This window comes from Corallococcus terminator (assembly GCF_049194865.1).
GTDB lineage: Bacteria > Myxococcota > Myxococcia > Myxococcales > Myxococcaceae > Myxococcus > Myxococcus terminator_A.
Genome location: NZ_JBLZWL010000016.1, coordinates 189,972 through 211,652 on the forward strand (window position 1 = coordinate 189,972; position 21,681 = coordinate 211,652).

Genomic DNA, 21,681 nt, shown 5'->3' on the forward strand with positions numbered 1-21,681 from the left:
CCGCTCCTTGCAATCCCCGTTCCCTATCCGTGGTCCTCGTCCGACTCAACAGGGCCACCGCCCATCCGGCCGATGTCCTCGCGCTTGACGGACTCCAGGTTGAACTTGAGCGCGCTGGCCAGCATCCGGTCCAGCGTCTCGTCGAAGTCGGGCTTGCCGCCGTTCTTGCGGAAGCGCAGGAAGTTGATGCGGGCGACGACGAAGTTCTTGAGGTAGGGGCTCTGCATGCCCCGCTCCTTGAGGCCGTTGACGACGGCCACCACGGCGTCGTCCAGCTCCAGGAGCCGGTCCGCCCGGGCCTCGCGCAGGGCGAGCGCGTCCACGAGCGGCTTGTCGAGGAAGTCCTCCACCACCTTGACGAAGGGGTGGTAGGCGCCCGCGGAGAAGCGGGGGCGCTTCTCGTACGCGGCGCCGAGCGTGACGAAGGAGGGCTCCTCGAACAGGTGCGCGAAGGCGGTCTCCTTGCCCTCGCGGCCCGCGCCGACGAGGCCCCGGTACATGCGGACCACCTCCAGCGAGCGCTCCTTGAGGTTGTGGGCCTTCTCCGTGTTGAGGGCGAGGATTTGATAGGCCACGTCCTCGTCGGGGAGCAGCAGCGCGATGATGGACTTCGCACCCAGCAGCTTGCTCGCGTGCAGGCGGTGGTTGCCGTTGGGCGTCCAGTACTTCCCGTCCTTGCGCACGGCGATGACGGGGTCCAGGAAGCGGTCCAGCCGCTCCATGGCGCTGGCGAGCCGCTTCACGTGGGGCTCGGACAAGTCCCGCTGGTAGGGCGTGGGCTCCACCTTGTCGATGGGCAGCACCGCGAGCACCACGGGATGTCCACCCAACGGCTCGCGGTAGACGCCGAGCACCTCGCCGCCATCGGTGCGCACGGCCTCGAGGATTTCGATGGGGTACTCCACCGAGTCGCTGGCCACATCCGCGGGCGTCAGGCCCCGGGACTTGGGGTCCGCCTTCTTGCGGCGGGGCTTGCGAGGCGTGCTGTGGGTCGCCGGCTTCGCCTTCGCGGCGGCGGCCGTCTTCTTCCGTGCGGACTTCGCTGCCATGGGTGCGCCCTCCTGCGCTGCGGACGAGAGGTGTAGCCGGAGGCCCTGACATGCGCCTCCCCCACCGAGTGGGGGAGGGTGGCCTCCCGCGTCGCCCACGCTAAAGGGACGCGGGAGGTAGGGCTACTCTCCCGAGAGGGTGAGCTGCCGGAAGCGGACAGTGGGCGCGCCCACCGTGCCGCGGAACTGCAAGTCGTTTCCGATACCGTCCATGTCCTGGAGCATCTTCAGGACGTTGCCGGCCACCGTGACTTCCTGCACCGCGTGCGTCAGCTCGCCGTTCTCAATCCACAGGCCATTGGCGCCCGCGGACAGCTCGCCCGTGACGGGGTTGGCCCCGTGGCCGAGCAGCGACGTGACGTAGAAGCCCCGGTCCACCTCCCGGATGAGCTGCTCGGGCGGCGTGGTGCCCGCCTCCAGGTACAGGTTGCTGGTGCCGATGGAGGGCAGCGCGTTGTAGCCGCGCTTGGCGTTGCCCGTGGGCCGCGCCTTCGCCTTGCGCGCGGTGAAGGCGTCATAGAGGAAGCTCGACATCACGCCCCGGTCGATGATGGGGGTGCGCCGGGTGGGCACGCCCTCTCCGTCGAAGGGCGCGGTGGCCATGCCTCGCGGCAACAGGCCGTTGTCCACCAGCGTGACGTGCTCGCTCGCGAGCCGCTTGCCCTGGAGCGACGCCAGCATGCTGGCCTGCTGGTGCACGGCGTTGCCGCTGGCCGCCCTGGCCACGCCCGACATGAAGGACGCGGTGACGAGCGGGTCGAAGAGCACCGGCACCTGCTGCGTCTTCACGCGCCTGGCGCCCAGCATCCGCACCGCGCGCCGCGTCGCCTCGCGGCCGATGGACTCCGGCGACTCCAGGTCCGCGAGGAAGCGCTTGTAGTCCAGCCAGTAGCCCTTCTGGAGCTGGCCGTCCGCGGCGGCCACGGGCATCGCGTACAGGTACACGTACGTGCCCGAGTAGCCCCCGGCCATCCCTTCCGACGACGCGACGTACACCTCGGACACGAAGTCCCCGGCGCCCACCGCGTTGAACGTCGTGACGCGCGAGTCCTCCGCGCGGCCCGCCTTCTCCATCTCCAGCGCGGCCTTCACCTTCCAGTCGCCGGGAAGACTCGCCACGGCCGGGTCATACAGCTCGCCCGTGTCGCCGAAGCGGCCCAGCTCCTTCACGCCGGGCAGGCCGTTGAGCTTGCTGGGCGCGGCGGCCTCGGCCAGCTTCAGCGCCTGGTCCACGAGGAGCTCCAGGCCCGAGGGCTCGAAGTCCGACGTGAAGGCGAAGCCGAGCCGGTCCTTCAGCACGACGCGCAGGCCCACGCCCTTGGACGTGGACTGGGTGAGGTCTTCAATCTGTCCTTCGCGCACGCGCACGCTGCTCTGGCGGCCCACCTCCAGGAACGCTTCGGCCTGACGGGCGCCCTTCTTCACGGCGCGCTGGACAATCTTCTTCGCGAGCTTCTGGTAGTCCATGGTGTCTGGCGCTCTCTCTCAACCGACCTGGGTTCCGCCGACGGTGACGTTGTCGATGCGCACCGTGGGCAAGCCCACGCCCACCGGCATCGACTGCCCGTTCTTCCCACACACGCCCATGCCTGGATCCGCCTGTGGATCATTCCCCACGCGGGACACGTTCTTCAGCGCCTCCGGCCCCACGCCGATGAGGATGGCGTTCTTCACCGGCCGGCCCAGCTTGCCGTCTTCAATCTGGTACGCCTCGCTCACCTCGAAGACGAAGTTGCCGTTGCTGATGTCCACCTGCCCGCCGCCGAAGGTCGCGCAGTACAGCCCGCGCTTCACTTCCTTGAGGATGTCGTCGGGGTGGTGGTTTCCCGGCGCGAGGAACGTGTTCGTCATGCGCGGAATGGGCAGGTGCCGGAAGGACTCGCGCCGCCCGCTGCCCGTGGAGCGCTGCCCCATCAGCTTCGCGTTGAGGCTGTCGTAGAGGTAGCCCTTGAGCACGCCGTTCTCGATGAGGACCTTGCGCTCGCCCGGGGTGCCCTCGTCGTCGATGTTGATGGAGCCGCGCCCGCTGGACACCGTGCCGTCGTCGATGACGGTGACCAGCTCGGAGGCGACCTTCTGCCCCAGTTTGCCGGCGAACAGCGAGGTGCCCTTGCGGATGAAGTCCGCCTCCAGGCCGTGGCCCACCGCCTCGTGCAGGAGGATGCCGCTCCAGCCGGGCGCCAGCACCACCGTCTGCGGGCCCGCCGCGCAGTCCACCGCGCCAATGGTCGCCACCGCCTGCCGCGCCGCCTCACGCCCCACGTCCTCTGGAGGGAAGGTGGCCCAGTGGGTGAACGGCACCCGGCCGCCACCGCCGTACGAGCCCGTGCGCCGCTCGTTCTTCTTGCCCTGCGCCACCACCTGGATGGACATGCGGCACAGGTCCTGGGTGTCCTCGGCGTAGCGGCCCTCCGTGTTGGCCACCGCGAGGCGCCGCGTCTGGTCCACATAGGCGCCGTTGACCTGCGACACCCGCGAGTCGAAGGCCCGCGCCGCCTGGTCCGCGCGGGTCAGCAGGGACGCCTTGAGCGACACCTCCACGTCCGACAGCGGGGTGGGGACGCGGTAGTGGCTGGGCACCGCGACGCGGGAGACGGGGAAGGCGCGCTCGGAGCCCTGGCCCTGGGCTATCATCGCCGCCGTGGAGGCGGCCCGCAGCAGCGCGGGCTCGTCCCAGTCGTCGGAGAAGGCGTAGCCCACCTTGCCGCCGGAGATGACCCGCACGCCGACGCCCTGGACGAGGCCCGTCTGGGCGCTCTTGATGCGCGACTCCTCCAGCACCACGCTGGTGCTGTGGGTGCGCTCCACGTAGACCTCCGCGAAGTCCCCCCCGCGCTCCATGGCCACCGCCAGCAGTCGCTCGAGCAGTGCCTGGGGCAGCAGGGGGGCGGGCGAGGGCCGCCGGGCCGCCAGGGGGGCGAGCTGGGAAGAAGGGGCGCGTCGGGTCGGCGCGGACGCTCGGGGCATTCGGGAACTCCCTCGGTGAAGCGTTGGGGGTGTGTAAACCTACATAGGAGGGGAAATCTCCCGGAGCAACGGACAATGGCCCCCGTTCTTTCCCCGGGGCGGGCCTGTCGCATTCCCACCGTGGGTGCGGCGCTTTAAGATGCCGAGCGTTTCGGAACCTGGACCCCACCCCATGCCTGCTCGTCCCCCATCCTCTCCTCGTGCTGGCGCCGGCCGTTCCGGCCCGGACGCGGGGGCGGACTCTCCATCGGCGAAGCCGTCAGCCCGGGCTCGCCCTCCGCGCGAGGCGTCACCCGCCGACGAGGACTTCGCCGCACCTGCCTCCGGGGACGATGGCCCCGATGGCCCCGCGAATCCGGAGCTGTACGGCGATGCGCAGCCTCCGCGCTCCCGCACGGACGAGACGCGCGTGGGCGCCGTGCCCGAGTCGCGCGAGGAAGAGTCGCGCCGCGATGACGACGACGACAACTCCGAGTCCACGCGCGCTGGTCCGCCGGTGCAGATGCTGGTGCTGGCCGGGCCGGACCGGGGGCGCAAGAAGCGCTTCCAGGGCGTGCGGATGGTGGTGGGGCGCGGCAAGGACTGCGACTTCGTGCTGGACGACCAGTCGGTGTCGCGGCGGCACCTGGAGCTCGTCTACGGCCAGGCCGGCGTGGCGATGAGGGACTTGGGCAGCATCTCCGGCACCCAGGTGAATGATCAGCGCGTGGACGAGTGCATCCTCAAGCACGGCGACGAAATCGCCATGGGGAAGACGCGCCTGCGCTTCGTGGACGAGGCGGAGCAGATCAAGGAGATGCGCGCCCAGGCGGAGGCCCGCGAGGTCGAGGAGAAGCGCGAGCGCGAGGAGGCCGCCAAGGAGAAGGACGAAGCCCGGAAGGCGGCGGGCGCGGCGCGTGGTTCGGACGTGGATCCGAATGATCCCCGGCTGAACGAGATGACCAACGCCAACTACCGGGTGCCGGAGGGGCTCCAGGACAAGGGACAGAACAAGGGCAAGGGCGCCATCGCCATTCCCCGTTCCCGACCGCCTCCGAGGAGCGTCGTCACGGGGGGCGGAGCGAACTCGAGGACGAAGCTGCTCGTGGGTGTGGGCGGCGGCGTGGTGGTGCTGCTCATGCTGGGCCTGCTGTTCATGCCCTCGGCGCCTCCTCCTCCGCCTCCGCCGGATCCGAGCATCGAGCGCTCCAAGCTGCTGATGCAGAAGGCGCGCGAGGCGGTGCGCGCGGACGACTACGCCACCGCGGTGAGGCTCGTCGAGGAGGCGGAGAAGCTGCGGCCGGGGGTCGACGAGGAGGGTCTGGGCCGCGCGGCCAGCAAGCAACTGGAGGTGATTCAGTCCTTCGAGGAGGTGCGCGCGCTGATGACGGCCCAGCAGTTCGACCAGGCTCGCGTGAAGCTGGAGGCCGCGCCGCAGGGCACGGCCAAGATGGACGACATCCGGCGCAAGCTGGAGGCGGAGCTGGAGGAGCAGGACGTCGCGTGGCGCATCCAGAAGATGGAGGAGGCGCTCGCGGCCCGAGACCCCGAGGCGGCCCGGCCGCTGCTCGCGCAGGTGCCGGACGTGAACAGGCCGGCCTTCTCGCAGAAGCTCATTGATCTGGAGGCGGAGCTGGCGAAGGAGTCCGCGGACGGTGCGCGCAGGGACCGCGCCAACCGCGAGCGCGCCGCGCTGAACGCCAAGGAGCAGCGCAAGCTCTTCATCGAGGAGGCCTTCACGGACGTGGAGCGGCGCTTCAACGGCGGGGACTACCAGCGCGCGGTGCTCGAGTGCGACCGTGTCACGGAGAAGTACAAGGCGGAGAAGGACGTGAAGGACCGGGCGCGCCAGCTGAAGACGCTCATCCCCCAGTTCCAGCGCGCGCTGGATGACGCGCAGAAGAAGATGGCGTCCAACGCGCTGGAGTCGGCGTCGAAGCCCCTGCGCCGGGCGGCGGAGCTGTACCGGCAGATCGGCTTCCAGGGCTCGCTGGGCAACACGCTGGATGAACAGCTCGCGTCGGCGGCGCTCGCGGCGGGGTCCGCCGCGCTGAAGAAGGGCGACCTGGCTGGCGCGGGGCTCAACTTCCGCGAGGCCCTGCGCCTCAACCCGGGAGACCGACGGGCGCGCGATGGCCTGGACGAGCTGCAGAAGAAGGTGGAGGAGCTCTACATGCGCGCGTATATCGAGCGCGACAGGGACCCCGCGTCCGCGGCGGTGAAGTTCAAGATTGTCATCGAGACAGCGCCCGATGGCTCGGATACGAAGCGCAAGGCGGAGATGTACCTGAGCGAGATGCAGCCTTGAGCGCCGCCGCCGCAACAACGAAGGTTCGTGGAGACATGGGATGAGCGAGTCGTCGCTGCGTGAACTCGGAATGGACCTCATCGAGGAGCGTCAGTTCGAGCGCGCCCTCGCCGTGTTCGCGGAGGCCGTACGTCGCGTCCCCGCGGACCACCGCTCGCGGATGATGGCGGCCCGGTGTCTGGCGGAGCTGGGCGAGCGCGAGCGCGCCGTCACGTCGTACCACGCGTGCGCGGAGGGCCTGTTGCGCCGCGACTACCTGCTGTCCGCCATGGCCGCGTGCAAGCTGGCCCTGGAGCTGGCCCCCAATGAGCGGCGCCTGAAGGACACGCTCATCCGCGTCCACTCGCGCGCGGTGCGCAGCGCCCCGGGCCGCGCCGCCGTGCCCCCTCCGCTGCCGCCGGAGACGCTCTACGACGGCAAGGTGGAGACGGACCTGATGGGCCTCGTCGGCGAGGAGCTCTCCAACCGCGCCATCGAGGTGCTGGCCGCGCCGGATCCGGGCGGCTCGGCGGACCCCAACAGCCGGCCCCCGCTGCCGCTGTTCGCGGACCTGGACCGGGAGGCCTTCATCGACCTGGTGGGTCGCATGGCCTGGCGTCGCGTGAGGCCCGAAGAAGTGGTGAGCCGCGAGGGCGAGCCGACCGACCACCTCTACGTGCTCGTCGCCGGCAAGGCGGAAGTGACGCGGCAGATGGACGGCGAGGCGAAGACGCTGGGCTTCCTCGGCGGCGGCTCCATCTTCGGCGAGATTGCCCTGCTGACGGGCGCGACGCCCACCGCGACGGTGTCGGCGGTGTCGGACACGGAGGTCTTCGAGATTCGGCGCGAGCACCTCAACGCGGTGGCGAAGAATCACCCGACCGTGCCGCAGGTCCTGGCGGACTTCGTCCAGCAGCGCATGGCGCGCAACCTGATGGCGACGTCGCCCATGTTCCAGACGCTGCCGGAGTCCGAGCGCGGTGCGCTGCTCCAGCGCTTCGCCTTCCGCGCGCTCCAGGGGCACGAGAAGGTGCTGGTGGAGGGCGAGCACTCGCCGGGCCTGTTCCTCGTGCTGGCCGGAGAGCTGGTGGTGCAGAAGGAGGACCCGGCGGGCGGCACCGTGACGCTGGGCGTGCTGCGCGAGGGTGACGTGGCGGGGGAGATCTCCCTGCTGACGGGCCTTCGCGCGTCGGCCACCGTGGCGGCCACGCGCAAGACGGCGGCGGCCTTCCTGGAGCGCAACGCGTTCCACGAGCTGGTCCGCGCCTTCCCTCACATCCGCACGTACCTGGAGCAGCTGTCGGACCGCCGCCTGAAGCAGATTGGCGAGGCGCTCCGGCCGCTGGAGATCATCGACGCGGACGAGCTGGTGCTCGAGCCCGAGGCGGCGTGAGGAGTCCATGGTGATGCTGTCGCGTTCGAAGGTGGTGGGGGTGGCGCTGGCGCTCGTCGCGGCTGGCGCGGTGCTCTTCTTCTGGCCACGCCGGGAGCCGGGCGTCCCGGAGGCCATCACCCGGCAGGTCATCACCATGACGCGCGCCGCGGAGCAGAAGGACATCTCCGGGGTGATGGAGGGCGTGTCCGAGCGCTTCAAGACGGACGGCGGCTGGGACAACCGGCAGGTCAGGGGCGTGCTCACGGGCCAGGTGCTGCGCGGCCAGTGGGTCCGCATCTTCACGACGAACCTGGAGGTGCACGAAGTCTCGCCGTCGCAGGGCGACTTCCAGGCCCGCTTCATCTTCGGGCGCTCCCAGGCGGAGAACCTGAAGGACCTGGCGGCGGACAGCGTGCTCAACGCCTATCTCATCGAGGGCACGTTCGAGAAGGAGCCCGACGGTGAGTGGCGCATCGTCCGCGCCAAGTACCGTCCGCTGGAGGCGTCGGAGCTGCTGTAGTCGAGCAGGGCGCTGCTGCTACTGGAGCAGGACGCCCGTCTCGTTCATCCACGCCTTGGCCATGGCGCCCTGGCCCGAGGACTCCAGGCCCTTCTTCACGGTGTCGATGCGCGCGGCCAGCTCGTCGCGTGTCGCGCCCTGGGAGCGGGCGCGCACGAGGCCGAAGTAGTAGTGCTGGCAGCCCGCGGCGAAGGCGCTCTGCGCGAAGAGCAGGTCGCCCATGGCGGTGTACGCCTCCGGCAGCGTGCCCGCGCCCGTGTCCGGCGCCACGGTGGCGAGCAGCGCCTTCGCGCCGTCGTAGTCCTTGCGCAGCACCAGCAGCGCGCCCTTGGCGTACTGCGCTCGCGACAGGCCCACGCCCTTCGCGGCGATGGCCTTGTCGTAGGCCCCGAGCGCGTCGTCCTGGCGGCCCGCGGACTCCAGCAACCCGCCTCGCGCCAGCCAGTAGCGCCCGTCCTGCTCCAGCATGCCGACCTTCTTGCCGTCGGCGGAGGCCACCTGGATGGAGCCGAAGGTGCCTTCATATGCGTCGAGCAGGGCCAGCGCGCCGGTGGCGTCGCCGGACGCCTGGAGGCTGCGCGCGCCATCCAGGTAGAGCAGGGGAGCGGTGCGTCGCTTCGCCACTGCGGCCTCGAAGGCGGCGCGCGCCTCGGGGACCTTCCGCGCCGACAGGGCCCGCGCTCGCGCGAAGAGGGCGTAGACGTCATCCGGCACCGCCTTCAGCGCGGCGTCTGCTTCCTGCAACGCCTCGTCAGCCGCGCCCCGTGACAGCGCCAGCTCCGCCTTGAGCGCCCCCATCCGGGAGCGCAGCGAGGGCGTCAGCTCGGCCTCTTTCTCGGCGGCGGAGGCGAGCGCGCGCTGCGCCTCCTCCAGCTTCTTGCCCTGGTACACGTACGCGAGGCCGGAGCCCAGCCGCGCCATGAGGTGGTCCGGGTTGACGTGGGTGGTCTTCTCGAAGACCTCCACCGCCTGGGCGTGCTGGCCCTCGTCGAGCAGGGCCTCCGCGTACGCGGTGGTGAAGCGCGTGTCCCGGTAGGCGCCCTCGGCGGCGCGGGCGAAGGCCTGACGCGCGCCGGGCAGGTCGCCCTTCGCCTGGAGCGTGAGGGCCAGGGCCAGCGTCAGCCGGGGGCTGTTGGCGCCCTGCGTTTGAAGGTCCGCGAGGTACTTCTCGGCCTCGGCCGTCTTGCCCTCCGCGAGCAGGTGGAGGGCGCGCGCGCTGTAGCGCTCACCGGAGCGGGAGTCGAGCTCCTCGGCGCGGGACAGGTACTCGCGCGCCTTGGTGTCGGCGCCGGGCTGGTGGTGCTCCAGCCACAGCACCGTCTGGATGTCGGCGGCCAGGGCCTGTCCGTCGCGAGCCTGGGCGTCCACCTGGAAGAGCGTCTCCAGCTCCGCCATGGCGCGAGCGAGGTCAGCGGGGTTGCCCCGGAGGGCGGCGGAGCGGGCCGCGCGCATGCGCTCCTCTGTCTCCTTTCGCACCGCGCCCCGGTGGACGAAGTAGGTGACGGCGCCCGCGAGCACCACGGCCACCACGGCCACCTGCGTCAGCGCGCTCTTCCAACTTTCGCGCCGCTTCCAGTCGCCCTGAACGTCGGTGCCCATGGACCCATCTCCCCGCGCTGGAGTTGGATGCTATTAGGTACGCCCCTCCCAGGTGTCAATGGAGCGGGCCCCGAGCATGGGAGGAGTGAGCAATGGCGGTCCACACGGCGCTGTCCCCCGAGGTCTTCACGCGTGTCGCCGACACCTTCGGGCTGGGGAGTGTGAAGAGCGTGACGCCCATCCCCCAGGGCTCCATCAACACCAACCACCGGTTGGAGACGGACTCCGGCCGCTACTTCGTTCGCCACACGACGGTGCGCTCGCCGGACGACCTGCGCTTCGAGTCCGCGCTGCTCGCCCACCTGGCCGCCCACCACTTCCCCTCGCCCGTGCAGCTCACCACCCGCGACGGCGGGACCTTCGTCGAGATGGAGGGCGGGCGTGTCAGCGTCTTCCGCTGGCTGGCCGGTGAGGAGCTGCGCCACCCGAACCTCACCGCCGAGCACCTGGAGCGGCTGGGCACGGAGCTGGGCAAGCTGCACCGCGACACGCAGTCCTTCGGTGGCTCGCGCGCCAACCCGTACTCGCCGGACGTGGTGCGCGGGTGGCTCTCGGAGCTGTCGCGCCACTCGGATGCGACGCTGGTCGCCATCGCCGGGGAGCTCGGGCGCCTGCTCGACACCGCGGAGTCCCAGCGCCAGGGCCTGGAGCCGCTCGGCGTCATCCACGCGGACCTCTTCACCGACAACGTGAAGTGGGTGGGCGTCAGCGTGGGCTCCTTCTTCGACTTCGAGATGGCCTGCCGCGAGGCCTACGGGTTGGACCTGGTCATCACCCTGAACGCCTGGTGCTTCGACGGCGGCGCCTACCTTCCGGACCTGTGCCAGGCGCTGGTGCGCGGCTACCAGGACGTCCGGCCACTGGCGCCCGTGGAGCGGGCCAACCTCTTTGGCCACGCGCTCTTCGGGGCGGTGCGCTTCACGGCCAGCCGTATCCGCGACTACCACCTGTCCCCGCTGCCGGCGGACAAGCTGGTGCGCAAGGACTACCGGACCTACCTGGCGCGGGCGCGCGCGCTGTCGACGATGGGCCCCACGGGCTACGCGAAGTTGCTGGGGCTGTGAGCCCTCGGGGCGCCAGGCGCGCGCCCCGGAGAGCCTGGGTGCCTCAGATGCCGGAGAGAATCTTCCAGCGGCCATCCTCCAGCCGGAACACCATCTGCTCCAGCTCCGCCTCCTTCTGGGGGCGGGAGGTGAGGCTGGGCATGCGCCAGCTCACCTTCCAGTAGTAGATGGCCGTGGCCACGTCCTTGCCCACCTGCACGCGGCGCACCTCCAGCTCCACCTTGGGCGACTGGAGCTGCGGGAAGAGCGTCTCCAGGTAGGGGACGAGGTTGGTCGCGTTCAGGTCGTCCTCGGGGTCGCCGGGCGTGCCGCCGTCCTCGCGGAAGTCCTTGGACACGAGGGCATGGATGCCGTTCGCGTCGCGTGCCTCGATGGCAGACCGGTACTGCTCCATCACTGACAAAATGGCCCGAGTATCGGAGGTGTCGTCGATTTCAGTGCCGGGGATGCGCTTCGGAGCGCAGGCGGCCAGGAGGGTCAGGGCGCAGACAGCGAGGAAGCGGATGAGCATGGCGGGGCCTTACGAAGACAATGGATGAGAAGTCAACCCATTCCCCGGACCCCACCTGCACTCCGCGTGCCTCAGCTCTTTCGGATGACCTCGGAGATGAACCGGTTGAGCACCGGAATCTCGTTGTCGAGAATCTTGAGGCCCTCGCCCTGGATGATCTTCTCGCCGATGAGCGCCAGCGGCTTCATCAGGAAGGGCAGCTTGAGGGAGATTTCGCCGTCCATCGCCCGCTCGGTCTGCCCGGCGCCCAGGTCACGGAAGCGCATGGTGCCGGTGTTCACCAGCATCTTGGAGATGGTGCCCGACGTGGGCGTGTTGGTGAACGTGAGCTCCTTGCGGCGCTTGTCGTAGGTGGACGTCTCGATGAAGGCGAACCACTCGGGAGGCACGCGCTTGGGGCCGATGCTCTCGATGACCGGCTTGGGGCGGTAGCGCACCTTGCGCTTCACGAGGTCGCCCTCCGTCTTGACTTCAATCGGCGCCAGCTCCAGCAACACGCCGTGGTACTTGAGGAGGAACTCGAAGTACCGCTCATCGAGGAGCGCGCGCTCCACCTCGTCCACCGTCCCCTGGATTCGCTGCCTCGTCTCGAACCGCATCGCTTCCCTCCTGATGGCCTGGCTCGTCGCCGCTGTGTGGGCTGCCTGCCTAGCGGAAAGCGCGGCTAGCGGAAAGCCTGTCGTGGCACCAGGGGCCCCCGGAAGGTCTTCTCCTCGAAATCACACCGCTCCCGCCACTCCTGGGCGGTGGCCTTGAAGGCCGTGCCGAAGTCTGGAAGGACCCCGACCTCGTGGCGCACCGCGCCGCAGTCCCCGGCGAGGTAGGAGGCCTCCACCTTCACGCGCAGGGCCTCCCGGCGGAGGGCCTCCGGCAGCGAACCGTCCGCCAGCGCACGTTGGAGGTACTCGCCGGCGAGCACGGGCGAGCCCACCTGCTGGAGCCGGCGGCCCAGGAGGTAGTTGAGGTACACGTCATTGGGCACGGCCTGGAGCGCGCGCGTCAGCATGAGCAGCCGCAGCTCCTCTCGCGTCGACTGGAAGTACGCGTCGATGGCCTCGCGGCGCGCGGTGGACTCCAGCGCGGCGAGCTTCACCTGGGCGGTGCGCGTCAGCTCGGGCGTGGCGTCCAGGGAGAGGACCTCGTCCAGATACACGCGTGCCTGCTCGGGCTGCTGGCGCCGGGCCTCCACGTCCGCGCGAGCCATGGCGACCTCTGCCGCGGTGACGGCCTGGGCCTTCACCTGGCTTGCGAGCGTGGAGAGCACGGCGGTGGCCTCGTCGTAGCGCTCCAGCGAGGACAGCGCGGCGGCTTCGCCCAGGCGGAACGAGGGCTCCTCGGGCTGGAGCGCGGCGGCGCGGTTGTAGCGCTCCAGCGCGTCCTCGGGGTCTCCCACCAGCGAGGCGCGCGCGGACTCGGTGAGGCGGGCCACTTCACGGGCGCAGGCGCGGCTGAAGAGGCTGCCGGCGCGGAAGCGCGCGAAGGCGCGGGCGATGGCCGTGTCGTCGAGGGGCAGGGCGTCCACGTAGCGCTCCCACTCGGAGACCAGCTCATCCAGCGGGCGTCCGTAGGCGTCCTCGAAGTCGGCGTGGGCGTAGAGGGCGCGCAGCTTGTCCGCGCCGTAGGTGTCCGCGAGGTACAGCAGGAAGGAGCCGGCCACGGTGTACGCGCGGGCGGGGGCGGATTGGTAGAAGCCCCGCGGGCCCATCAGCGCGCGCATGTCCGGGGCCAGCTTCTGGCGGCGCATGCCGGAGGCCCACTGGTGAAGCGTGAGGTCGCCTTGGGCGGGGCCGTCCGCGGCGACGGCGAAGCCCTCGATGACGCCCATGAGGGGCCAGAGTCCCAGGCGCGTGGTGACTCGGAACGGGCCGCTGCCGGCGGGGGCGGCCATGACGTGCGCCAGCTCGTGGTGCAGGGTGGAGTGGGGGAAGGGCTTGTCCTGGATGTGCAGCTCGTACCGCCAGGGCTTGGCGTACTGGGTGCGGCCAGCGCCCACGAGTCGCTGCTTCTCCTCTTCGTTGCGATAGAGCCACACGCGGATGCGCTCGGTGGGGGCCACGCCGAGGAAGCGGTGGACCTGCATCCACCGGAACTCCATGTCGCGGGCCAGGCGGTCCACGTCCTCGCGCGCCTTGCCTCGGGGGTAGTGGAGGCGGAAGTGCTCCGTGTCGCGCACGCCGCCCAGGGTGTCCGCCAGGTAGGCGTCCGTCATGCGCGTGCGCAGCTGGGGGCCCTTCACCTCCAGGAAGAGGATGGCGGCCAGGGGGAGCACGAGCGGTACCAGCGCCCAGGGACGCAGGCCGGCGCGGCCCACGGTTCCCGAGCCGAGGTCCAGCAGCCCAGCGGCGAGCCCCACCAGGACCCATGCCCACAGGAGGGTCTCCAGGCGGAACCAGCCCAGCGCGGGCGTCATCACCAGGGCCTCGTCATAGAGGGGGCCGGGCAGGTGTCCCAGGAAGTGGTTGAAGGCGAAGACCTGGGGGCCCGCGACGATGGGCCACACGGTGGGGATGAGGGACAGCAGGACCAGGAGCACGTGCAGGCCCACCGCTCGGGAGGGCCGCCGGGCCTTGAAGCCGCAGAGGACTCCCGACGCCGAGGCCAGGACGGCCGAGGGGAGGGTGAGCATGGGATAGAAACCCACCAGCTCGAAGGGGTCGCACGAGGTGCGCAGCCAGGCGAAGACGGTGGAGGCGAGGAAGGGGGGGACGAGCGCGCCGACGTTGAGGAGGACGGCGGTGCCCAGGGCGCGGCCCACGGCGGCGCCGGGGCTCTGGGGAGCGGCGGCGGTGGGGGGGCGGGGCTCCTGGCCGAGAATGATCCGACGTTCCTGGAAGGCCGCGGCGACGCCTGGACCCCCGCCGAGCAGACCCACGGCGATGGCCAGGGCCAGGCTCAACTCGAAGCCGGGGACCCCGAAGAGGGGGAGGAGGATGAGGGCCGAGCCGCCGCCCGCCAGCAGGAGCAGGGGGGCCAGGACGGCCGGGCGGCGCAACAGAGCGCGGGCACGGGTGAGGACTTGCTCCATGGCCTCCCCTATACTCCCCAGCCGCATGTCCGAACAGAAGACAGGTCCCGAGCACCGCCAGCACGGGCGAGCGCCCATCGAGCTGAAGGTCGACTACAAGAAGCTCAACTCGTTCTTCGCGGACTACACGAAGAACATCAGCAAGGGTGGCACGTTCATCAAGACGAAGAAGCCGCTGCCCATCGGCACGCGCTTCCTCTTCAAGCTGACGGTGCCCCATCGGGAGGCGCCCTTCGAGTTGTTGGGCGAGGTGGTGTGGTCCAAGGCGGACGGCGACGAGCCGGGCATGGGCATCCGCTTCATCTACAGCAGTGATTCGCAGCGGGTGGAGTTCGAGACGGTGGTGGAGCGGCTCATGTCCGACAGCCTGGGGCCCGAGCTGACCGAGAAGCTGCTCAACAAGCCGCTGCATCCCCAGCATTCATGAAGACGACGCGTCGGCTCACGGTCCTGCTGCTCGCGTTGCTGCTGGGTGCCTGCCAGCAGGAAGCGCAGGGCCGACAGCCTTCCACGCCTCCGGCCCCCGTGCGACCGCCCGTCACTGACGTCACCTCGAAGGACTATGTGAGCCCGACGTTGCCGCGTGCGCACGTGCGGCTCAAGGACGCCTTCGGTGGGGTGCATCGGGTGGAGGTGGAGGTGGCGGCCACGCCGGACTCGCGTCAGCGCGGGTTGATGTGGCGCACGGAGCTGGCGGAGGGGAAGGGCATGTTGTTCCTCTTCCCGACGCAGGAGATGCAGGGCTTCTGGATGCGCAACACGCTCATCTCGCTGGACATCATCTTCATCACCGCGGACCTGCACATCGCGGGAGTGGTGTCGCGCGCGGTGCCGAAGACGCTCGACTCGCGCTCGGTGGGCGCGCCCAGCCAGTACGTGCTGGAGGTCCCCGCGGGCTGGGCGGAGAAGATGGGCGTGCGCAAGGGCGCGCAGGTGGAGTTCGAGGGCGTGTCGAACATCAGCATCGTGCCCTAGGGTCCGCTCAGCTCTTCACGGGTCGTCCAGCGCGTCCAGATACGTCTGGGCGATGTCCCGATAGTGCGGCACGACTTCTATCTCAAGCAGGTCCTGCATGACCTGTCGCGCGCCGTCCATGTCGCCAGCTTCCTTCCGTTGATCGACGTCGCTCATGGCCTGGGACAGTCGGCGCGAGCCCACACGGATGCGCTTCGCTACCTCCTTCAGGAGTGCTGCTGCGCTGGCATCACTTGCGAGCGCCTGCTCGACCTCCGCTGGCGCAATGGCGACGTCCGACGCGGTGACTCGCAGGAGCTGGCGTAGGTCATCCGTGAGGACGAAGGGCTGCCCCTGGTCAGTGACACGCTGGTTCAGTTCCCAGATTTCATCCCAGGTGCGTTGGTCAGGCATACGGACGATTCCTAGCGACGTGGGTGGCACTGGCCGAAGGGCCATTGGCGCTGGCCTTCACAATGTCGAATGCAGGCATAGCAGTCCCCGACCCACCGGGGCTTCATCTGACTCTTGCACCGAACGTAGTTGTCGATGCAGTGCTGGCGCCACCCATCATCAGCGTCGTCTTCCTCCCCTGCTTCGGTGGGAGAACTCGACGTGGCCAGAATCGCCGTCGCTGCCCCACTTGCCGCGAGAATGGTGGCTGCTTCGGCGTTCGTGAGGCCGCATGCGGCCGGATTGCCGGGGTGGGCCTGAAGGCAGCACGTTTCGCTGTCCATGCAGGAACTCCCGGCAGTGGCGCATTGAAGCGAGCATGCGGCGATGAATACCGCCAGAACGGAGGTCTTCGTGGCTGTCATGGGGGCAAGTGCAAACCTACAATGCGACCCCGACGCGCGACTCGTAGAGCAGAGCCACGTCCGTTGCCCGCACGTGACGTTGCCCGAGCGTGACGTGATGAAGAAGTGACGCATTGAACAAGCTGCCGCCACACGGCCTCCTCAGGATGCGCTCGCGCTCGTGCCCACGCGTGTCGGGCGCGGAACCCCTGGAGGAAGTGCTTCATGTCTTCACGACTGCTGCGGCTCGCGACCGGCGCGATGCTTCTGGGTAGCACCCTGGCCATCACCGCCTGCGAGGGTGCCACCGGCCCCGCTGGCTCCAATGGACAGGATGGCTCGGATGGACAGCCGGGCTCCCCTGGTGACGATGGCACCCCTGGCGAAGACGGCGCGCCCGGTCCCGCGGGCCCTGGCTCACAGGGACAGCCCGGCCCTGGCGCGGTGACGCGCACTCCCGGCGTCGAAGCTGGCACGCCGCTGTCCTCCGTCATCGCGCTCACCTTCCGTGGAGACCTGGGCACCGGCGCCACGAACCTCGCCGAGTACGTGAAGGCTCGCGTGGACCAGGTGGTCGCCGGCTCACTGCCCACGCCGCTCGTCTTCCCGCTGTCTTCCGCGTCGACCGACTCCGTGCGCACCGTGCCCGGCCTGTTCTCCTCCACCGTCATCAAGTGGATGGACCCCATCACCTTCAGCAAGACGGGCGCGCGCTTCGGCGCCAACGTGGACTACATCGCGTTCTTCGGTGACGGCTGGTCTGCCCAGAACAACGCGCCCCAATTCCACGGAAGCAGCGCCGCCGGGTGGATGTGGATCAACCACGAGTACATCTCCGGCACGAAGCCCCGCGTCGGCACCGCGCCCATCGGTCAGCACCTGGACTTCGCGCGCTTCCTCCGCAACAGCGGCACCTTGTCCAACACCGTCACCGACGGCACCACGTGGCAGGACGACGCGCTCATCACCTACAACAAGGAATGGAAGAAGCAGGTCGGCGGCACCTGGATGCGCGTGGTGCAGGACCCCGCCACCGGCGAGTGGGCCGTGGACCGCAACGCGGGCAACCTCCGCTACGACGCCTCCAGCGCGACGCTGGCCAAGGTCGTCGGCGTCACGCTGTCCGGCGTGGACCGTGATGACTCTGGCGCCGACCTGCCCGCGGGCGTCGTCGCCGGCACGCACTCCAACTGCTCCGGTGGACAGACGCCGTGGGGCACCCTCTTCACCGGTGAGGAGAACGTGCAGGGCGTCTACGGCGACCCGGAAGGCAGCCTGTGGACCGGGAAGAACGACTGGATTCCCAACGCGCCCGGCATGGTGGCCGGCGCACCCCTCGCCCCCGACTTCGCGTCTCCCGCATCGGGCGACATGATCAGCTCCGACGCGCGCTCGTCGCATCGGAAGGACGGCTACGGCTTCCTCACCGAAATCGACCCGGGCCAGCCGGCGGACCTCTGGTACGGCAAGGACGCATCGAAGCCCGGCGCGGGTCATCGCAAGCTGGGCATCATGGGCCGCGCCCATTGGGAGAACGCGGCCTTCGTCGTCGACGCGAACTGGAAGTTGCTCGCGGACCAGCCCATCGTCATCTACGGCGGTGATGACCGTCGCGGCGGTCGCATCTTCAAGTTCGTCTCCAGCCGTCCGTACACGGCGGGCATGACGAAGGCGGAGATTCGCGCGCTGCTCGACCAGGGCACGCTCTACGCCGCGCACTTCGCGGGCCTCGACAATGGCACCGGTGACACGCTGGTGGGCGGCGCCATCCCCACCGAGCAGGTGCCGGGACAGGGTCGCTGGGTGGCGCTGAGCCTGGACAGCGCGGACCTCGCGCCGAACGGCGAGGCGCTCGGGCAGCCGACGATGACGGTGGGCACCGCGCTGCGCGACGTCAGCTACAACGCCATCGGCGGCTTCACGGACGACGACCAGGTGCGCAAGCTGCTGTGGTCCGCCGCGAACAAGGTCGGCGTCATGGAGCTCAACCGCCCCGAGGACCTCGAGTGGAACCCGAAGGACCCCAGCGGCACGCCGCTCCTGTATGTGGCCTTCACCGAGCACGGTGACCCGACCGCGCTGGACCAGCAGGGCCGCGTCGCCACCGCCACGCGGGGCCAGGATGGGGGATGGGTGTCGAAGGCTCGTGGCGCCACGGACAACCGGGCGACGGACCGGGTGGGCTCCCTCTTCGGAATGCGCGAGGCCAACCCGTCGGCGCCGGGCACTTCGCGGACGTTCACCTTCTTCCGCGTGTGGAAGGGCGAGATGGCGGCGACGAGCGCCACGCCGGAGTTCTCCGCGGCCAAGCCGGACAACATCGCCATCGACCGTGACGGCGGCGTGTGGTTCGGCACCGACGGCAACTTCGGCGTCAACAAGGTGGCCGACGGCATCTACTACCTGAACCAGAACCCGGCGCATCGGGACAGCGCGTACTTCCGCAAGGCCTTCCGCGTGCTGTCCATGCCGAGCGACGCCGAGGCCACCGGCCCCGCGTTCAGCCCGGACATGAAGACCCTGTTCGTCAGCGTCCAGCACCCGGGCGAGGACAGCTACAGCGTCTGGCCGTAGTCGCGCGCCCGTCCAGGAGAACGCCACCCATGTCCATCATGTCGAAGGGAGGCGCCAGGGTCGTGCTCGCCCTGTGCCTCGCGCTGGGAAGTCTCTTTGCCTCCGCCGGAGTCGTGTGGCGACAGCGTGGTGCGCCGCGCGTCCCGGAGCCTCCCTTCGACCCGCTCGCGCAAGCCCTGGCGAGCGGGAGCACCGTGGCCAACCGCGAGGCTCCCATTCCGTCCATGTGCTACACGAAGACGGAGGGCGTCTCGAACCCCTGCTGGACGTGTCACACCGGCGGCGTCGGCTTCAACGTCATGGACGACGAGTCGCTGCAGGCCGACTACGCCTTTAGCGACGTGGGCTTGCTGAACCAGTGGAGCAACCTCTTCGCGGACCGCACCGCCGCGCTCGCGGACATCTCCGACGACGAGGTGATCGAGTACATCCGCGAGGACAACTACGCGCCCCTGCGTGAGTCGCTGCTCCAGCGTCCCGGAGGCTTCAAGGGCTGGGTGCCGGACCTGGACCTCGCGCGAGGCTTCGACGCGCAGGGCTTCGCGCTCGACGGCAGTGGCTGGCGAGCGGTCCGCTACAAGCCGTTCCTCGGCACGTTCTGGCCGACGAATGGAAACACGGACGACATCTTCATCCGGCTCCCCGAGGTGTTCCGACGCGACTCCGAGGGGAGGCTCTCGCCAGACGTGTATCGGCTCAACCTCGCCATCCTCGAAGCGGCGATGACGTTGGACCCCGGCCTGCTGGAGGTGACGACAGCGCGGCGACGGGTGGAGCCGGTGGACGAGCGCTCGGGCGGCGTGGATGTGAACGGGGACGGCGTGCTGACGTCGGGCGTCGAGGAGGTGCGCGGCCTGCCGAAGACGTACGCGGGAGGGGCCGCGAAGGTCGCCGTGCGCAGGGACTTCTATCCTCGCGGTGTCGAGTTCCTCCACACCGTGCGGTACGTGGACCCGGACGCGCCCACGTTGTTGTCGGCGCGCATGAAGGAGGTCCGCTACTCGCGCAAGGACGAGGAGTACACGGGCGAACAGGTGATGGTCTTCTACGCGGCGGAGCAGGAGAAGAAGATGCGCAATCGGCTGCCCGCGTTTCCGGGCACACCCGAGCTGGGCCTCATCAACGAGTTCGGCTGGCGCCTCCAGGGCTTCATCGAAGACGAGAAGGGGCGCCTGCGCGTGCAGACGCTGGAGGAACACGCGTTCTGCATGGGCTGTCACACCAACCTGGGCGTGACGGTGGACCAGACCTTCGGCTTCCCGCGCAAGGTGCCGGGCAGGGAAGGGTGGCGCCATCAAGACCTGCGCGGCATCCCCGACGTTCCACAGGCGGGCCACGCGAAGCCGGAGGTGCTGACGTACTTCGAGCGAGTGAAGGGCGGCGACGAGTTCCGCGCGAACGAGGAGCTGCTCACGCGCTTCTTCCCGCGCGGCACGGTGGATGAGCCCTCCGTGCGCCGTGCCGCGCGAGGAGGCGACAAGGACCTCGCGTGGCTGCTGACTCCGTCGCGTGAGCGGGCCGTGGCACTGGGCCGCGCGTACATGGTGCTGGTCCGCGAGCAGGGCTTCACGAAGGGCCGGGACACGCTGCTCGCGCCGCCGAGGAATGTGCTGCCCCAGGTGGAGAATGGCTCCACGGGACTGGAAGACGCGGGCCTCATCTTCGAGGACGGTCGACTGCACCTCGCGTGGGAATGAGGCGGCCCTACTTCGCCGTGTGCCGCTCCACGAGCTCGCTGGCGCGAAGCAGCAACTGCTTCATCGTCACGGTGCCCAGGAACTCGCCCTGGGCATTCGTCACCACCACCGGGTCGTAGACGGCCTCCGGCGCACGCGCCATCGCCAGTCCAACGAGCGCCGTCACCCCCACCTGGTCCTCGACCACCAGCGGAACCTCCCGCTGCCCGTCGCCCGATGCGAGGCTCCGCCGCGTCACCAGCGTCCGTGCCCGCACACCGTCCAGCACCACCACGTGGTCCACCTTCGGCGCATCGCGGAAGAGGCTCGTCACCGCCTCGGACGGCGCCGCCGCATCCACCGTGGCGCGGCGAATCACCAGTCCGCCCACCGTGCTGTCATCCGCGCGCTCACTCAGGAGCAGGGCGCGCATCGCCTCGCGACGTCGCGTCTCGAACGCCTCCGTGGGGCGTCCGGGAACCGGCGCGGGACGGGCCAGCAGATAGCCCTGCGCGTGACGGATGCCCAGCCGCAGCAGCACCGTCATCTCCTCCCACGTCTCCACGCCCTCTGCGATGAGGATGGCATCCACGCTGGAGGAGAACGCCACCAGCGACTTCACCAGATGCTGCCGGTAGTCGTGCAGGTGGATGTCCCGCACCAACGCCTGGTCCAGCTTGATGAAGCGCGGCACGCAGTGCACCAGCGTCACCAACCCGGAGTGCCCCGCGCCGAAGTCATCCAGCGCGAGCCCGTAGCCCTGCTCCGCGCACTCACGCGTGAGTCGCTGAAGCAGCGCCCCATCCTCGATGACCGCCTTCTCGGTGAGCTCCAGCACCAGGTGCCGAGGCCCCAGCCCGTGTCGCTCCAGCAGCGCCAGCGTGGAGCCGTCCCCGAAGCGCGGGTCGCTCAACACGTCCGGGCTTACGTTGAAGAAGAAGGGCGCGCGCCGCTGGTCCTCCGGCAACGTGGAGATGCGGCGCAGCGCGGAGGTCCAACACGCGCGCTCCAGCTCCCACGTGTAGCCGGACATCCGCGCGTGCAGGAACAGCTCGTTCGGAGACTCAAGTGTGCCCTGCCCGCGCGACAGCACCTCGTGTCCGATGACCTCGCCATCCCTCAAATCAACGATCGGTTGGAAGGCGGAAGTCACCCCGGGCTCGGAGCCGTTCCACAACCAGAGGGGAATCAGACCGGGCTGTCGGACGAGGGGGTGGGTCATGACGGGGCAAATGTTACCTGACGGTACCCACGTCTACAGTTCATGCCTGCGCACTACCGCAACAACTGCCACTCAGCGTACG

At 69.6% G+C, this 21,681-nt stretch carries 17 protein-coding genes; 8 read left to right on the plus strand and 9 right to left on the minus strand.

Going from position 1 to position 21,681, the window contains the following annotated elements; all coding sequences use genetic code 11:
* Positions 1 to 23 precede the first annotated feature (23 nt).
* The 3 genes from ACN469_RS08485 to ACN469_RS08495 all read right to left on the minus strand — a co-directional run bounded on the left by ACN469_RS08485 (position 24) and on the right by ACN469_RS08495 (position 4,016).
* Complete coding sequence (locus ACN469_RS08485; RefSeq protein WP_498765969.1) at positions 24 to 1,049, minus strand: ParB/RepB/Spo0J family partition protein; 1,026 nt, start codon at positions 1,047 to 1,049, stop codon at positions 24 to 26.
* 123 nt (positions 1,050 to 1,172) lie between these two features.
* Complete coding sequence (locus tag ACN469_RS08490; RefSeq protein WP_498765971.1) at positions 1,173 to 2,516, minus strand: TldD/PmbA family protein; 1,344 nt, start codon at positions 2,514 to 2,516, stop codon at positions 1,173 to 1,175.
* 18 nt (positions 2,517 to 2,534) lie between these two features.
* On the minus strand, positions 2,535 to 4,016 hold the full coding sequence (locus ACN469_RS08495) for a TldD/PmbA family protein (RefSeq protein ID WP_498765973.1): 1,482 nt from the start codon (positions 4,014 to 4,016) through the stop codon (positions 2,535 to 2,537).
* Between the two features lie 172 nt (positions 4,017 to 4,188).
* On the opposite strand from ACN469_RS08495, the gene ACN469_RS08500 reads away from it, so the two are divergent.
* Genes ACN469_RS08500 through ACN469_RS08510 form a run of 3 tightly spaced genes read left to right on the plus strand, consistent with a single transcriptional unit; the run spans position 4,189 to position 8,177 of the window.
* Positions 4,189 to 6,303, plus strand: coding sequence for an FHA domain-containing protein (locus ACN469_RS08500; RefSeq protein ID WP_498765975.1), 2,115 nt, complete (start codon positions 4,189 to 4,191; stop codon positions 6,301 to 6,303).
* A 40-nt stretch (positions 6,304 to 6,343) separates the two neighbouring features.
* Positions 6,344 to 7,675 carry a cyclic nucleotide-binding domain-containing protein gene (locus ACN469_RS08505; RefSeq protein WP_498765977.1) on the plus strand — a complete coding sequence of 444 codons (1,332 nt, stop codon included), beginning with the start codon at positions 6,344 to 6,346 and terminating at the stop codon, positions 7,673 to 7,675.
* Positions 7,676 to 7,682: 7 nt separating this feature from the next.
* Positions 7,683 to 8,177, plus strand: coding sequence for a hypothetical protein (locus tag ACN469_RS08510; RefSeq protein WP_498765979.1), 495 nt, complete (start codon positions 7,683 to 7,685; stop codon positions 8,175 to 8,177).
* 18 nt (positions 8,178 to 8,195) lie between these two features.
* Here ACN469_RS08510 and ACN469_RS08515 read toward each other — a convergent pair whose 3' ends face one another.
* Entirely contained in the window at positions 8,196 to 9,776 is a 1,581-nt protein-coding gene (locus ACN469_RS08515) for a tetratricopeptide repeat protein (RefSeq protein ID WP_498765981.1), read from the minus strand.
* Positions 9,777 to 9,868: 92 nt separating this feature from the next.
* Between ACN469_RS08515 and ACN469_RS08520 the strand changes: the two genes are divergently transcribed.
* Positions 9,869 to 10,840, plus strand: a complete 972-nt coding sequence (locus ACN469_RS08520; RefSeq protein ID WP_498765983.1) for a homoserine kinase — start codon at positions 9,869 to 9,871, stop codon at positions 10,838 to 10,840.
* A gap of 43 nt (positions 10,841 to 10,883) precedes the next feature.
* Here the strand turns inward: ACN469_RS08520 and ACN469_RS08525 are convergent, their stop codons facing one another.
* The 3 genes from ACN469_RS08525 to ACN469_RS08535 all read right to left on the minus strand — a co-directional run bounded on the left by ACN469_RS08525 (position 10,884) and on the right by ACN469_RS08535 (position 14,376).
* A complete protein-coding gene (locus ACN469_RS08525) occupies positions 10,884 to 11,351 on the minus strand; it encodes a DUF4440 domain-containing protein (protein ID WP_498765985.1) in 468 nt (155 codons plus the stop codon).
* A gap of 71 nt (positions 11,352 to 11,422) precedes the next feature.
* A complete protein-coding gene (locus ACN469_RS08530) occupies positions 11,423 to 11,950 on the minus strand; it encodes an SRPBCC family protein (protein ID WP_498765987.1) in 528 nt (175 codons plus the stop codon).
* 65 nt (positions 11,951 to 12,015) lie between these two features.
* The gene (locus ACN469_RS08535; protein WP_498765989.1) at positions 12,016 to 14,376 is read right to left on the minus strand and encodes a hypothetical protein; all 2,361 of its coding nucleotides are present in this window, start codon (positions 14,374 to 14,376) and stop codon (positions 12,016 to 12,018) included.
* 25 nt (positions 14,377 to 14,401) lie between these two features.
* On the opposite strand from ACN469_RS08535, the gene plpQ reads away from it, so the two are divergent.
* On the plus strand, positions 14,402 to 14,803 hold the full coding sequence (plpQ, locus tag ACN469_RS08540) for a motility regulator PlpA (RefSeq protein ID WP_163868031.1): 402 nt from the start codon (positions 14,402 to 14,404) through the stop codon (positions 14,801 to 14,803).
* A complete protein-coding gene (locus ACN469_RS08545) occupies positions 14,800 to 15,351 on the plus strand; it encodes a DUF192 domain-containing protein (protein WP_498765991.1) in 552 nt (183 codons plus the stop codon). Before plpQ ends, ACN469_RS08545 begins: the two co-directional genes overlap by 4 nt.
* A gap of 15 nt (positions 15,352 to 15,366) precedes the next feature.
* On the opposite strand, the gene ACN469_RS08550 is transcribed toward ACN469_RS08545, so the two are convergent.
* Complete coding sequence (locus ACN469_RS08550; RefSeq protein ID WP_498765993.1) at positions 15,367 to 15,744, minus strand: DUSAM domain-containing protein; 378 nt, start codon at positions 15,742 to 15,744, stop codon at positions 15,367 to 15,369.
* A 608-nt stretch (positions 15,745 to 16,352) separates the two neighbouring features.
* On the opposite strand from ACN469_RS08550, the gene ACN469_RS08555 reads away from it, so the two are divergent.
* On the plus strand, positions 16,353 to 18,701 hold the full coding sequence (locus tag ACN469_RS08555) for an alkaline phosphatase PhoX (protein WP_498765995.1): 2,349 nt from the start codon (positions 16,353 to 16,355) through the stop codon (positions 18,699 to 18,701).
* A gap of 29 nt (positions 18,702 to 18,730) precedes the next feature.
* Positions 18,731 to 20,398, plus strand: a complete 1,668-nt coding sequence (locus ACN469_RS08560) for an Aq_1262 family (lipo)protein (protein ID WP_498765996.1) — start codon at positions 18,731 to 18,733, stop codon at positions 20,396 to 20,398.
* Between the two features lie 7 nt (positions 20,399 to 20,405).
* Here the strand turns inward: ACN469_RS08560 and ACN469_RS08565 are convergent, their stop codons facing one another.
* Positions 20,406 to 21,599, minus strand: coding sequence for an EAL domain-containing protein (locus ACN469_RS08565; protein ID WP_498765998.1), 1,194 nt, complete (start codon positions 21,597 to 21,599; stop codon positions 20,406 to 20,408).
* Positions 21,600 to 21,681 lie beyond the last annotated feature (82 nt).